This window comes from Actinomycetospora sp. 2LY8.5 (assembly GCF_057180585.1).
In genome coordinates, this window is the sequence record NZ_JBXUHE010000028.1 from 24,014 (window position 1) to 37,759 (window position 13,746).

Annotated in this window: 11 protein-coding genes; 10 read left to right on the forward strand and 1 reads right to left on the reverse strand. The window is 71.7% G+C overall.

What is annotated here, in order from left to right:
* The first annotated feature begins 85 nt into the window (after positions 1–85).
* The 9 genes from AC2A1K_RS24560 (at position 86) to AC2A1K_RS24600 (ending at position 11,418) form a co-directional block, all read left to right on the forward strand.
* Complete coding sequence (locus tag AC2A1K_RS24560; RefSeq protein ID WP_483898961.1) at positions 86–2,413, forward strand: hydantoinase B/oxoprolinase family protein; 2,328 nt, start codon at positions 86–88, stop codon at positions 2,411–2,413.
* Positions 2,410–4,533, forward strand: a complete 2,124-nt coding sequence (locus AC2A1K_RS24565) for a hydantoinase/oxoprolinase family protein (RefSeq protein WP_483898962.1) — start codon at positions 2,410–2,412, stop codon at positions 4,531–4,533. Before AC2A1K_RS24560 ends, AC2A1K_RS24565 begins: the two co-directional genes overlap by 4 nt.
* A 24-nt stretch (positions 4,534–4,557) precedes the next feature.
* The gene (locus AC2A1K_RS24570; RefSeq protein ID WP_483898963.1) at positions 4,558–6,198 is read left to right on the forward strand and encodes an AMP-binding protein; all 1,641 of its coding nucleotides are present in this window, start codon (positions 4,558–4,560) and stop codon (positions 6,196–6,198) included.
* Between the two features lie 67 nt (positions 6,199–6,265).
* Entirely contained in the window at positions 6,266–6,610 is a 345-nt protein-coding gene (locus tag AC2A1K_RS24575) for a hypothetical protein (RefSeq protein WP_483898964.1), read from the forward strand.
* Positions 6,611–6,663: 53 nt separating this feature from the next.
* Positions 6,664–7,521 (forward strand): SMP-30/gluconolactonase/LRE family protein, encoded by an 858-nt coding sequence (locus AC2A1K_RS24580; RefSeq protein ID WP_483898965.1) that lies wholly within the window; start codon positions 6,664–6,666, stop codon positions 7,519–7,521.
* On the forward strand, positions 7,518–8,282 hold the full coding sequence (locus AC2A1K_RS24585; protein ID WP_483898966.1) for an SDR family NAD(P)-dependent oxidoreductase: 765 nt from the start codon (positions 7,518–7,520) through the stop codon (positions 8,280–8,282). Before AC2A1K_RS24580 ends, AC2A1K_RS24585 begins: the two co-directional genes overlap by 4 nt.
* 57 nt (positions 8,283–8,339) lie before the next feature.
* Positions 8,340–9,581, forward strand: a complete 1,242-nt coding sequence (locus AC2A1K_RS24590; RefSeq protein WP_483898967.1) for an LLM class flavin-dependent oxidoreductase — start codon at positions 8,340–8,342, stop codon at positions 9,579–9,581.
* A gap of 45 nt (positions 9,582–9,626) precedes the next feature.
* On the forward strand, positions 9,627–10,664 hold the full coding sequence (locus tag AC2A1K_RS24595; RefSeq protein ID WP_483899023.1) for a flavin-containing monooxygenase: 1,038 nt from the start codon (positions 9,627–9,629) through the stop codon (positions 10,662–10,664).
* Complete coding sequence (locus AC2A1K_RS24600) at positions 10,657–11,418, forward strand: SDR family NAD(P)-dependent oxidoreductase (protein ID WP_483898968.1); 762 nt, start codon at positions 10,657–10,659, stop codon at positions 11,416–11,418. The genes AC2A1K_RS24595 and AC2A1K_RS24600 overlap by 8 nt, the downstream gene beginning before the upstream one ends.
* A 237-nt stretch (positions 11,419–11,655) precedes the next feature.
* Here the strand turns inward: AC2A1K_RS24600 and AC2A1K_RS24605 are convergent, their stop codons facing one another.
* The gene (locus AC2A1K_RS24605; protein WP_483898969.1) at positions 11,656–12,498 is read right to left on the reverse strand and encodes a hypothetical protein; all 843 of its coding nucleotides are present in this window, start codon (positions 12,496–12,498) and stop codon (positions 11,656–11,658) included.
* Positions 12,499–12,681: 183 nt separating this feature from the next.
* Here AC2A1K_RS24605 and AC2A1K_RS24610 point away from each other — a divergent pair, with 183 nt between their 5' ends.
* Positions 12,682–13,716 carry an aromatic ring-hydroxylating oxygenase subunit alpha gene (locus AC2A1K_RS24610; protein WP_483898970.1) on the forward strand — a complete coding sequence of 345 codons (1,035 nt, stop codon included), beginning with the start codon at positions 12,682–12,684 and terminating at the stop codon, positions 13,714–13,716.
* Positions 13,717–13,746 lie beyond the last annotated feature (30 nt).

Consider the following 13,746-nt stretch of genomic DNA (forward strand, 5'->3'; position numbering starts at 1 on the left):
TCTAGCTTAGCCAACTCTACAGTTGGTCAAGACGCGTCACCGTGTCGCCGGGACCTGCGCCGGCGGCGCCGAACCGGGAGTCTCGATGGAGCAGCGCACGGCGTCCCCGCCCGATCCCTACGACGCGATCCGGTGGGACGGACGGGTGCACAGCTACCGGCCCGCGCCGGGCTGGCGGGACCGGATCGCGGCGACGCTGCCGCTCGCCACCGAGACCGACGAGGACCTCGACCCCGTCACCTTCGAGGTCCTCCGCAGCCGGCTCTGGACGATCAACATCGGGCACGGCGACACCCTCACCCGCATGTCCGGCTCACCGATCTTCCAGGCGCAGGACTTCAACATGTCCCTGCTCGCCGAGGACGGCGAGATCGTGATGAGCGCGCCGTTCATCCAGTACCTCAACGCGGGTGCGCCGCTGGTCGTGCGCTACGTGATGGAGCACTTCGGGGAACGGCCCGGGATCGCCGACGGTGATGCGTTCCTGGCCAGCGACCCCTGGATCGGCGCGTCCCACCAGATGGACGTCTGCATCGCGATGCCGGTGTTCGTCGAGGGTCGGCTCTTCGCCTGGGTGTCCAACGCGGCCCAGCAGTACGACCTCGGCGGGATCGTCCCCGGAGGCTGGCCGCAGAACGCCCCCGACGTGTACAGCGATCCGGTGATGTTCCGCCCGTTCAAGGTGGTCGAGGGGGGAGTCCTGCGCACCGATCTGGAGGAGATGTACCGGCGCCAGTCGCGCATGCCCGACATGGTGGCGCTCGACCTGCGGGCGCAGCTCGCGGGATGCCGGTTCGCCGCCGCGCGGCTGCGCGAGGCCTGTGACGAGTTCGGCGCGGCGACGGTGAAGGCCGCCATGCGACGCATCCTCGACAACGCCCAGGCCGCGTTCGTCCGCAAGCTCGAGCGGGTGCCCGACGGGGTCCGCAGCGACGTGCTCTACTTCGACGAGAACCTGCCCGGTGACCGCACGACGCACCGCGTCCAGGTCAACGTCGAGAAGCGCGGGTCCCGGCTCGTCATCGACAACGCCGGCACCGACGACCAGATGGCGGGGCCGAACGGCTTCACCTACATGAACTTCGTGGGCATCACGCTCGGCGTCATCGCCCAGACACTGCTCCACGAGCACACGTTCTCCATCGGCGGCGCCGAGCGTCAGATCGACTTCCGCCCGTGGCCCGGGAAGCTGACGTGCTGCGACTACCCGGCGGCCGTGAGCGGCGGTGTGCTCAACATCAGCAGCTCCTACGAGCGGCTCCGCAACGTCTTCGGTCGCCTGATGGTCTGCGACGACGAGCTGCGCGAGGACCTGACGACCTCCGGCCCGGACACCCCGCTGACCGTGATCGCCGGCGCGGACGCGCACGGGCGGGCGTTCGGCACCGCCCTGGTCGAGGCGTGCGGGTTCGGCGGGGCGGCGCGCGCGCACTCCGACGGCGTGTCGACCTGCGGGTCCTCGTCCATTCCGCTCATCCGCATGCCGAATGTCGAGGACAGCGAGCAGTTCTACCCGATCCTGCTCCTGCACCGCCGCGAGGCGCCTGACACCGGTGGGGCGGGCCGCCACCGCGGCGGCGTGGGCATGGACGTCGCGATCACCCCCTTCCGCGCGGCCGCGATCGAGATCATCACCAACGCCGCCGGGCAGTCGATCTCGACGAACCAGGCGATGGGCCTGTTCGGCGGTTATCCCGCACCGACCGCGCACTACCAGGTGCTGGCCGGCACCGACGTCGCGGACCGGTGGGCGCGCGGCCGGATGCCGCGCAGCGTCGACGAGCTCACGTGCGAGGTGCGGACCCGCCTGCGTGGCAAGTCCAACGGCACGCCGCTGCGCGAGGGCGACGTGCTGCGTCTGGTCGTCGGCGGAGGCGGCGGGTACGGCGACCCGCTCGAGCGCGAGCCGGAGCGCGTCGCCGCCGACGTGGCCGACGGCCGGCTCTCCGCGGGAGCGGCGCCGGAGGTCCACGGCGTCGTCCTCGACGGGTCCGGGCGGGTGGACGACGCGGGAACCGAGGCACGTCGGGCGGCGATCCGCGCGGAGCGGGCGGGCTGGGATCCGGTCGTCGCGCGTTTCGGCGCGCCACCGGACCGACCGGCGACACCGGTCTCCGGCGCGCCGCCGGGCGTCGTGCACGAGTACCTGCACGAGCGCGACGACGAGGGCCGGCGCGTGGTGGCCTGCGCTCGGTGCGACACGGTTCTGTCCGACCGGGGGGCCGACCCCAAGCTCGGCCTGCTGATCGACGAGTCCGGCCTGGACACGGTGCCGGGCAACGGCGATCCGCGGGTGTTCCTCGACGAGGAGATGGTCTTCCGGCGCTACTGCTGCCCGGGGTGCCAGACCCTGATGACCACCGAGATCGCCCGGGCCGGCGAGCCGGTGCTGGCCGAGGCGGTGCTGTCGTGACGTCCCCCGGAACCATCGACGGGGGTTTCGTGGTCGGCGTCGACGTCGGCGGGACCTTCACCGACTGCGTGGTGCTCGACCCCTCCGGGCGGCTCGTCATCGGCAAGGCTCCCTCCACCCCGCCCGGCTTCCAGGAAGGTTTCCTCGACGCGGTCGCCGCGGCGGCGCAGCGGATCGGGCTGGACGGCCCCGAGCTGCTGGCCCGCAGCGAGGCCGTGCTGCACGGGTGCACGGTCGGGACCAATGCGCTGGTCGAGCGGCGGACGCCGCTCACCGGTCTGCTCTGCACGGCCGGGCACGCCGACACCCTCGGGTTCATGCAGGCCGGACACCGGATGGCGGAGGCCGACCCGCAGACCATCGCCCGGTTGGCCGGGCACACCAAGCCCGAGCCGTTGGTGCCGCGTCACCTCGTGCGCGAGGTCGACGAGCGGATCGCCGCCGACGGCACCGTCGTGGTCGACATGGACGACGACGCGTGCCGGAGGACCGTGCGATCGATGATCCGGGACGGGGTGCAGAGCTTCGCGATCGCCCTGCTCTGGTCGACCGTCGACCCCCGCCACGAGCAGCGGCTGGCGCGGCTCGTGGCGGAGGAGGCCCCGGAGGCGTTCGTCTCGGTGAGCTCGGACCTCGTGCCGCGTCCGGGCGAGTACCAGCGGACCGTGGCCACGGTCATCAACGCGATGATCGGTCCGGAGACCTCGGGCTACCTCAGCGAGCTCGAGTCCCGACTGGCCGCCGCGGGGTACAACGGACGGCTGGCGATCATGACCTGCGCCGGTGGCCTCGTCGACGTGGACACGGCCCGCCGACGGCCGCTGTTGACCATCGACTCGGGGCCGGTCGCCGGGCTCATCGGCGCCGGGCGGCTCGCGGGAGAGCTCGCGGGAGGCGAGCCGGTCGACGTGATCACCGCGGACATGGGCGGGACGACCTTCGACGTCGGGGTGATCCGCGACGGCCGCCCGGTGACCCGGTCGACGACGCGCCACGGTCCCTTCGAGTACTTCGTCCCGACCCTCGACGTCCGGTCCGTCGGGGCGGGCGGGGGCAGCATCGTCGCGTTCGACACCGAGACCCGCAGCCTGCGGGTCGGGCCGCGCAGCGCCGGTGCGGTTCCCGGGCCGGCCGCCTACGCCCGTGGGGGGCGGGAGGCCACGATCACCGACGCCGACCTCGTGCTGGGCCTGCTCGACCCGAAACGCTTCCTCGGCGGGGGGCTCGAGCTCGACGTCGACGCGGCCCGCGCGGCGCTCGCCCGAGCCGGCGCGCCGCTGGGCTTCACCGCCGAGCAGACCGCGGCCGCCGCCGCGCGCATCCTCGACGGCCACATGGCCGACGCGATCCGGCGTGCCAGCGTCCATCAGGGGTACGACCCACGACGCTGCCGGATGTATGCCTACGGCGGAGCCGGGGCGACGCACTGTCCCGCGGTCGCCCGCGATCTCGGTATCGGCACGGTGGTGGTGCCGTTGAGCGAGCTCGCCGCGGGGTGGTCGGCGTTCGGCGTCGCCTCCGCGGACGCGGTCGTGGTCCGGGACCGCCCGGCGCTGATGTCCTCGCCGTTCGACGCCGCCGAGCTCGACCGGGAGTGGACCTCGATCGAGAACGAGCTCTCCGCCGAGCTCCCGGCGGAGGTGCGGGCGGCCGGACCGGTCTACACACGCCACGTCGAGATGCGCTACGCCCTGCAGGTCAACCATCTGCTGGTGCCGGTGCCCCGGACGCCCGGGGTGCGGGTGGAGCCCGAGGAGCTCGTCGCCGCCTTCGAGCGTGAGTACCGGCATCGTTTCGGCCCCGACAGCGGGTATCCCGACGCCGGTTTCGTGATCACCTCGATGCGGGTGACGGCGTCCGCGGCGACCGCGCATGCCGGGCTTCCGGTCGTGACGAGCGCACCGCCGACCACGGCGCGGGCCGTGGGGGAGCGTGACGTGATCTGGTACGAGCGCGGGACCGAACCGGTCCGGACCCCGCTGTACTCCGGTCCCGAGCTCACCGTCGGGTCCGTCGTCGACGGGCGGGCGATCGTGGAGTTCCCGGACACCACGCTCGCCCTCCGCGACGGTCAGCGCGCCACGGTCGACCCCTGGAACAACCTGGTGGTCACGACATGACGGGGCCGACATGACGGGGCCGACATGACGGGGCGGTCGGCCACCCCGACCACGGCGGACCTCCCCGCGGCCGGCGGGGCGGCCGCGCTGCTGCGCCTGAGGGCCCGGGAGAATCCGGACCGGTTGCTGTTCTCGTGCGGCGGGGAGTGGTTCACCTGCGCCGAGGTCGCCGAGCGGGCCGAGCGGCTGGCTGCCGGCCTGCGCGGGCTCGGGGTGGGCGAGGGCGACCGGGTCGCCTCGGTGATGGGCAACCGTCCCGAGGCGGTCGAGCTGCTGTTCGCCTGTGTCCTGCTCGGCGCCGTGCACGTGCCCCTCAACATCTACCTGCGCGGCGAGTTCCTGCGCCACCAGCTGTGCGACGGGGACCCGGCGGTCGTGATCGCCGACGCCGACGGCCTGCCCGCGGTCCGTGCGATCGCGGACGCCGACCCCGCCCTCGCGGGCCGGCCGGTCGTGGCGCTCGACCCGGGACCGGACCAGGCTCCGACCTTCGCCGACCTGTTCACCGATCCCGATCCGGGTCAGCGGGCGCGGCGCGGATCCCCCGACGACCTGGCCTGCATCCTCTACACCTCGGGCACCACCGGTCTGCCCAAGGGATGCATGATCAGCAGCGGTTACCTGGTGGGGATGACCGCCGGCCACCTGGAGCACGGCTGGTTCGTCCCGCACGACGTCTCGCTGTGCCCGCTGCCGCTCTACCACGGCGCCGCCATCGCCGGGCTGATGGACGCTCTGGTCGCCGGTGGCCGGGTCTGCTTCGAGCCTGAGTTCCGGGCCGGGACGCTCCTCGATCGGGCCCGTGCGATCGGCGCCACCCAGATCTACGGGGTCGGGGCCATGGCCCTGGCCCTGCTGGCCACCCCGCCCCGCGACGACGACCGGGACCACACCCTCGACCACGCGGTGTTCTTCCCCCTGGTCGGCGACGACGTGGTGCGCTTCGAGGAGCGCTTCGGGGTCCGGGTGATGAGCGAGGGGTACGGCCAGACCGAGGTCCTGCCGGCGACGATGAACGGGACCCGGTACCCCCGCAACCTCCGTGGTGGCGGCCGGCCGATGTCGTGGCTCGACGTCGCCGTGGTGGACCAGTACGACCGCGTGCTGCCGCCCGGTGAGGCGGGGGAGATCGTCGTGCGGGCCCGCGAGCCGTACTCGATGTTCTCCGGCTACTGGCGGCGCCCGAGCGAGACGTTGGAGCGCTGGCGCAACCTCTGGCACCACACCGGAGATCTCGGGCGGTTCGTCGAGGACGGCTCCCTGGTCTTCGTCGACCGGGTGAAGGACTCGCTGCGACGGCGCGGGGAGAACGTCTCGTCCCTCGAGCTCGAGCGAGCCGTGCGGACCCACCCCGCGGTCCGGGACGTCGCGGTGCACGCCGTCGCCGGGGATCTGGGCGAGGACGACATCAAGGTGTGCCTGGTCCTCGAGCCCGGAGCCCGGGTCACACCGGAGGACCTGTTCGAGTTCTTCCGCGCGGAGCTGCCGTACTTCGCCGTTCCGCGGTATCTCGAGGTCCTCGACGAGCTGCCGGTCAACGCCGTGGGGCGGGTGCTCAAGCACCGGCTGCGGGCGCGTGCCCACACCGAGGCCACCGTCGACCTGACCCGCCGCGGGCTCGTGGTCGGCCGGTCCGACCGGCGCTCGACCGGCCCGGCCTCTTGACGTCGCCGTTGAACGACTGCCATCTTTTAAATGATTAACTGATCGCGCGGGCAACGGAGGCTGTGCCATGCCGAAGGCGCTTCTGGTGGTCGGGACCAACCCCACCACGCCGGAGCAGGACGACGAGTACAACCGCTGGTACTCCGAGGAGCATCTGGACGACGTGGTGGCCGTCGACGGTTTCGCGGCGGCCACCCGCTACGCCCTCAGCGACGTCCGTCCGATGGCCGGCTCCAGCGCCTCCCCGTTCCGCTATCTGGCGATCTACGAGGTGGACACCGAGGATCTCGAGACGGTCGCCGCGAACATGAAGGCGGCGCTCGACGAGGGCCGCATGCCGTTGTCCGAGGCGCTCTCCCCGGATCTCTCCGTCGACTTCTACGTGCCGATCGAGGGCGCGGCACGGCCCTGATGACCCGTTCAGGACTCCCGACCGACCCGTCGCCGCGGAAGGACCGAGATCTCGTGACCGACCTGACCGAGCTGGTGGGAGGCCTCGGCTTTCCGGAGGGCATCCGCTGGCATGCGGGAGAGCTGTGGTTCTCCGACTTCGTCACGCGCCGCGTGGCCAGCGTCGCGCCGGACGGAACGCTCACCGACCGGGCCTACGTCCCCGGGCAGCCTTCCGGTCTCGGCTTCCTGCCCGACGGCACGCCGGTCGCCGCCTCGATGACCGACCGCCTCGTCGTCCGGCTCGGAGCCGAGCACGCCGGCCTGCACGCCGACGTCGGCCACGCCTGCATCGGTCCGATCAACGACCTGATCGTCGACGCCCGAGGCCGTGCCTACTTCGGCTCCTTCGGCTACGACCCCTCCTACGAGGGCGGGGACGCTTTGCGCCCCACCGCGGTCGGGCTGGTGACCGAGGACGGGAAGGTCCAGGTCGTCGCGGAGGGGTTGAGCTTCCCGAACGGGATGGCCGTGACCGACGACGGGCGGACACTGGTCGTGGCCGAGACCTTCGCCAACCGGCTGACGGCCTTCCCGATCCACGACGACGGCTCGCTGGGCGAGCGCCGGGTGTTCGCCGACCTCGCCGAGCGCGCTCCCGACGGGATCTGCCTGGACTCGCAGGGCGCGGTCTGGGCGGGGTGTCCCTTCGCCGAGGAGTTCGTGCGGGTGGCCGACGGCGGGGAGATCCTCGAGACCGTCCCGACGCCGGGACGCTGGGCGGTCACGGTCGCCCTCGGCGGCGACGACGGTCGGACGCTGTTCTGCGCCACCGCCCGCACGACCCTCGAGCGGTTCCATCAGGGCCGGTCGACGGGCGCCATCGAGACGACCCGGGTCGAGATCCCCGGACGGAGGGACGATCAGCGATGAGTGACTTCCTGGGCTTCGAGCCGGGCCAGCCGGTCGTGGTGACCGGAGCGGGCAGCGGCATCGGCGAGGCGGTCGCACTGCGTGCGGCCGACGTCGGACTGGCGGTCGCGACCTGGGACCTCGACGGCGACGCGGCCGCCAAGTGTGCGGCGCGGATCGGGGAGACCGGGGGCCGCGCGATCGGTGTGGGCGTCGACGCTGCCGACCCGGAGGCCGTCGGGGACGCCTGGCGACAGACCGTCGACGCCCTCGGGCCGGTCCGGCTGCTCGCGGCCGTCGCCGGTCCACCCAGCTTCGTCGACAGACCCTTCACCGAGGCCGTCACGCTGGCGCTCGACTGCATGAGGATCCCGACGGAGGCGTGGCTGGACGCGGTCGACGTCCCCGACCGGTCCGTGGTCTACCTGTCGTCGGTGCAGGGACCGCGCTACGGAGCCGGGGCACCGTGGTACACGGTCGCCAAGAGCGGCATCGACGGCTACATGCGGTCGAACGCGGCGATGCGCCCGGGCGGTATCCGGGCCAACGCGGTCCTTCCCGACTGGACCCGCACCCCGCGCACGCAGCAGTACATCGACGCCACCGGTGGGCCCGCCTGGGACGCCAACCCGCTGGGTCGGGTCGCCGAGGCCGTCGACATCGCCAACGCGACGCTGTTCCTGCTCTCGCCCGCGGCCGGATACATCAACGGTGTGTCCCTCGAGGTGGAAGGCGGCGCGCGGCTCCGTTCGCTCGCCTGGATGCGCATGCGCAACAGCTGACGGGGCCCGCAGGCCGTCAGCTCGGATCAACCCGGTGTTTCGAAAGGGAGAGGATCGATGAAGTTCGCGTTCTTCAGTACCGGCAGCTCCACGGGTGGTTTCGAGGCCCGAGCCGCGAAGAGGCCGATCGGACGCGATCGTGAGGCGTACCAGGAGTCGCTCGAGGAGATTCGCTCGCTCGCGACGCTGGCCGATCAGGTCGGTTTCGACGCGATGATGTTCAGCGAGCACCACTTCCATTCCGAGGGCTACGAGTACGCCACCGACCCGCTGGGTCTCATCACGGACCTGCTGCCGCGCACGGAGCGGATCACGTTCGCGCCCCTCGGCGTCGTGCTGCCGACCCACGACCCGGTCCGGCTCGCCGAGCGGGTCGCGATGACCGATCAGCTGGCGAAGGGTCGTTTCGCACTGGGGATCGCGCGCGGTTACCAGACGCGGTGGGTGCAGACGTTGTCGCAGAAGCTGGGGCACGCCCACGGCGCGACCAGTGACGGATCCCGTGACGATCAGGCGAACCGCGAGGTCTTCAACGAGGTCTTGAAGATCATGAAGATGTGCTGGACCCAGGACACGGTCCGCTACCACTCCGACGTCCTGGATTACAGCATCCCGTACCCGTACGACGGGATCCCGTGGGTGCAGCACGACTGGACGCGTCAGTACGGGGCTGACGGCGAGCTCGACGAGAACAACGAGGTCCGGGCGGTCTCCGTGGTGCCGTCGCCGTACCAGGAACCGCACCCGCCCCTGTGGTATCCGTTCGCGCTGAGCGACCGGACGATGGTCGAATGTGCCGCGAACGACGCGCTGCCGTGGTCGTTCCAGCCGCGCCCGGACAAGTACCTCCAGGCCGCCGAACTGTTTCAGGCCGAGTCCGCCAAGCACGGGCGCAACCTCGCTCTGGGCGAGGGCCTCGGCACACTGCGGTTCTTCTCGATCGCCGACAGCAAGTCGAAGGCCGACGAGATGGCGGTGCGCTACATCGAGAAGCCGTGGCAGGCCTACTACGAGAAGTACGGTTACCAGGTCGTGCTCCGGATGCCCGAGGACGAGGAGAAGTGGCCGAACCAACCGCTGCCCACCAAGGAGAACACCTGGGAGCGGATGAAGGAGGTCAGCCTCGGGATCAGCGGCACGGTCGACGACGTCAAGCGCGGCATCGAGAACATCCTGAAGGTCGTCGAACCGGAGTGGATGGGCTGGATGGGCACCCCGCAGCAGGGGTTCACGCCGACCGACGAGCTGTTGCGCCAGGTCGAGCTGTTCGGTGAGCACGTGATCCCCGAGTTCCGCTGAGGTCGCCGGCGACGTTCTCCTGCCGCACGAGGAGGTGTGATCGCCATGGAGGACCGGCCACCGGACGGGAAGCGCTGCGCGACGTGCGACGCGGTCGTGGTCGGGGCCGGATTCGCTGGTCTGTACGCACTGCACCGGCTCCGTGCACAGGGTCTGCGGGTGTGCGTCCTGGAGGCGGCCCCGGCTATCGGGGGCACGTGGTACTGGAACGCGTATCCCGGTGCACGATGCGACGTCGAGAGCATGGACTACTCCTATTCGTTCTCCCCGGAGCTCGACCAGGAGTGGACGTGGACCGAGAGGTATCCCGGCCAGCCGGAGATCCGGGACAAGGTCGACGATCCGGAGCTCGCGGAGCGACTGTGCCCGACCGGCGAGAACCCGTTCGCGACCAAGCGGGTCTGTGTCGACAACGGGTACTTCGAGACGTTCAACCGCGAGCACGTCACCCTCGTCGACGTCGCCGCCAACCCCGTGGACCGCATCACGGCCGACGGGATCCGGCTTCGCGACGGCACGGAGCACCGGGTCGACATGATCGTCTACGCGTTGGGCTACGACGCGATGTCGGGGGCCCTGCAGCGGATCGACATCCGTGGGCGGGACGGTGTGTCGCTGGGCGACGCGTGGGCCGACGGGCCGCGGACCTACCTCGGGCTGGCCGTGGCCGGGTTCCCGAACCTGTTCACCGTCACGGGGCCGGGGAGCCCGTCGGTGCTCGCCACGATGGTCACGGCGATCGAGCAGCACGTCGAGTGGCTGGACCGGTGCATCGCCCACATGCGCAGGGAGGGGTACGACACGGTCGAGGCCACAGCGGCGGCCCAGGAACGATGGACCGCGACCGTGCAGGAGGCCGCGGCGCAGACCTTGTTCCCCCGGGCCGCGTCCTCGTACTACCTCGGTACGAACGTGGCGGGGAAGCCGCGCGTGTTCCCGATCTACGTCGGCGGACTGGGGACGTACACCGAGGAGTGCGACCGGATCGTCGCCGACGGATACGACGGATTCGCTTTCGGAAGGACCGGGGCGGGAGACGTGGCGATGCGCAGCGACAGGTCGCCGGTGGCACACGATGGGTAGGCTCGACGGGCGCACCGCCTTGATCACCGGAGCCGCCCGCGGGCAGGGCGCGGCCGAGGCCAGGCTCTTCGTCGACGAGGGCGCCCACGTGGCGGTCACCGATGTGCGCGAGGACGAGGGCCGGGCACTGGTCGAGGCGCTCGGCGCCCGGGCGTTCTTCGCCCGCCTCGACGTCCGGGACGAGGATCGGTGGGTCGAGGTCGTGGCCCAGGTCCGTGACCGTTTCGGCGCGCTCGACGTCCTGGTCAACAACGCCGGTGTGCTCGAGCTGGGGACGCTCGTGGAGACGACGACCGAGCGCTACCGCCGGGTCGTCGACGTCAACCAGATCGGGGTGTTCCTGGGCATGCGGTCGGTCGCCGCCGTGATGCCCCCGGGCGGGGCCATCGTCAACGTGTCGTCGGTCGACGGCCTGACCGGCCAGGCCGGCCTGTTCGCCTACAGCGCCAGCAAGTTCGCGGTCAACGGGATGACCCGGGCCGCGGCGCACGAGCTCGTCGGGCGCGGCATCCGCGTGAACGTGGTCAATCCGGGCGTCGTCGACACGCCGATGCTGGAGGGCGAGGGTTTCGCCGACGGCGGCGGGATCCTGGACGCCGTCGTACCGAAGATCCCGATGGGTCGCCCCGGCACCGCCGACGAGATCGCCCGGGCGGTCCTGTTCCTCGCCGCGGACGACAGCTCCTTCTGTACCGGCAGCGAGCTCGTGGTCGACGGTGGCATGATCTCGGGAGTCTGGATGGGGTCGTCGTGAGTCGCGCCGAGGCCCCGGCGTTCGCCGTACGAGCATCGGGCCCGACGACCTCGCGCGAGGACGGGGGCAGGTCACCGGCGCCGGCGTGCAGGCCGAGCTGCCTGCCCGGCCCGGCGGCTCCACGGCTTCGACACGCCCGCGCCGGCCGCGCCGCTGTCCCGCCCGCGTCAGCCGGCTGCGCCGCGTCGTGCCGTTCTGATCGGTCCCCGTCCGGCGCCGAGTCGCTCGGGTGAGCGCTCAGTAGGGGTCCGGCAGATCCGGGCCCCAGGCCTTGTCAGGAGCGTTGTCAGGAGCGTTGGGCTCGATCGCGCACGTTCGTTCGACCAGCCCCAGCCCGGACGTCCCGGCCCGGACGAGGACGAAGGGCGTGCAGGTCCAGACCATGGGCTGCCCGGCGCCGGTGTCGGCGGGGCGGGACTCGGACACGTACTGCCCCGGGTCACGGACCTCGCCGTGCACCGGTCCGGGCCATCCGCCCGCCCACCGCAGACGACGGACGGGCCCGGACGAGCCGGCCTCGACGACGGGCCGGCCGGGCCGGGTCCGGACCCGCCCGCGGTCGGCGACGGTCACCTCGGTCTCGTCCGCGCTCGACGTCGCCGCCGCCAGCAGCCCCGACCCGTCGGCGAACGCGGCGTGGACGCGCAGCCGCGGCTCGCCGCGCACCGCCGGGGACGACCATCCCGCCCCGGCGAGCCCGTGCACGATGCTGCCGACGCTCACGCTGCCCGACACCGTGACCATCGCCGGGCCGGCGGTGGGCGGGCCCGGGTCGCCGCCGCGTCCGTCGTCACCTCGTGCGACCGGCTCCACGACGAGGTCCAGGTTCAGCGGGACGTGACCCACGGGGGAGTCGGGAACGGGACGGTGCGACCAGGACGGCACCGGTGCCGGGGTGGCGACCGACGACAGGCGCACGGCCGTGCCACCCACGGCGGGGACCCCGAGCTCCTCGGGTGACCGCGTGACGGCCCGGTAGGTCTCGCCCGAGGACAGGAACACCAGCAGGGCAGTACGCGCATCGTCGCGACCGACCGGCGAGAGCCGGACGATCACCCGCGAGTCGCGACCCAGCAGCACCAGGTCGCGCTCCGGCCGGTCCGTCCGGGACCGCCGGCCCGTCTCCGCTGTCGGTATCCCCGGCATGGTCTCCCGGCCTCCTGCGCCGTCGTGGGGTTCCCTCCGCGTCGTTGACGGGAGGCCGCGCTCTTGGCACGATAGCCAACCATACGGTTGGCTTCAATCCGCTGAGGGGACTCGCACATGAAGGACTGGCCCTACGAGGTCCATCCGACCGGCTGGTACCAGATCGGGTTCAGCGCCGAGCTCGCCGCGGGCGACGTCCGACCGGTGAAGTACTTCGACCAGGAGCTGGTGCTGTTCCGCACCGAGGACGGCACGGCATCGTTGCTGGACGCGTACTGCGCACACCTCGGGGCGCATCTCGGGTACGGGGGCAAGGTCAAGGACGGCTGCCTGGAGTGCCCGTTCCACGGCTGGATGTGGCGGCCGGACGGTGTGCTCGACCGCATCCCGTACGCGCCGGACGAGTACCGGCGGGTGAGCCTGCGTCAGTGGCCGGTCCGGGAGATCGCCGGACTGATCCTGACCTGGTACGACGCGTTCGGTCGCGAGCCGTGGTGGGAATGGCCGGGGGTGCCGGAGTTCCTCGACGAGGAGCGTTACTACCCCGTCTATCCCCACGGGGCGGACCACATCGGGGTCCGCAAGATCGTGCCCCAGTCACCGGTGGAGAACACCCCTGACTACCACCATTTCATGTGGGTGCACGGCGCGGGCCAGTCCGGCGTGCCCCTGCTGTGGAAGGAGGACGGGCACTTCCTCCACACCCGGATCCAGTTCGTGTTCGGTCACGGCAAGCCGGCGACCTGGATGACGCCGAACGGCCCGGTCATCGGGGAGATCGAGACCGAGGCCTGGGGGCTCGGCCTGTCGAACGCGAGGTTCGTTCTCGGCGACTTCATCACCTCGCAGCTCACCGCCACGACGCCGGTGGACCGGGAGCACTCGCAACTGTTCGACACGATCACCACGAACCGTGAGCCCGGCAGCACGGGCGCGGAACCCACCGGAGTGGCCAAGCGGATGCTCGATTTCCAGAAGGGCCAGATCCGCAACGACTTCGCGATCTGGGAGAACCAGCGCTACATCGAGCACCCACCCTTCGCGGGCGGCGAGGAGGAGCACTACGCCCGCTTCCGGCGGTGGTCGCGGCAGTTCTACCGAGAGGGGCCGTACGCCGAGACGCGCACGGTCATCGACGCCGAGAGCGCCTGACCGAGGAACCGCGGCGGCCAGCAACGAAGG

Coding starts and splice junctions, on each gene's coding strand:
- AC2A1K_RS24570 (WP_483898963.1), top strand. CDS start 4,558: ATGACGGGGCGGTCGGCCACCCCGACCACGGCGGACCTCCCCGCGGCC.
- AC2A1K_RS24585 (WP_483898966.1), top strand. CDS start 7,518: ATGAGTGACTTCCTGGGCTTCGAGCCGGGCCAGCCGGTCGTGGTGACC.
- AC2A1K_RS24610 (WP_483898970.1), top strand. CDS start 12,682: ATGAAGGACTGGCCCTACGAGGTCCATCCGACCGGCTGGTACCAGATC.
- AC2A1K_RS24600 (WP_483898968.1), top strand. CDS start 10,657: ATGGGTAGGCTCGACGGGCGCACCGCCTTGATCACCGGAGCCGCCCGC.
- AC2A1K_RS24590 (WP_483898967.1), top strand. CDS start 8,340: ATGAAGTTCGCGTTCTTCAGTACCGGCAGCTCCACGGGTGGTTTCGAG.
- AC2A1K_RS24575 (WP_483898964.1), top strand. CDS start 6,266: ATGCCGAAGGCGCTTCTGGTGGTCGGGACCAACCCCACCACGCCGGAG.
- AC2A1K_RS24560 (WP_483898961.1), top strand. CDS start 86: ATGGAGCAGCGCACGGCGTCCCCGCCCGATCCCTACGACGCGATCCGG.
- AC2A1K_RS24595 (WP_483899023.1), top strand. CDS start 9,627: ATGGAGGACCGGCCACCGGACGGGAAGCGCTGCGCGACGTGCGACGCG.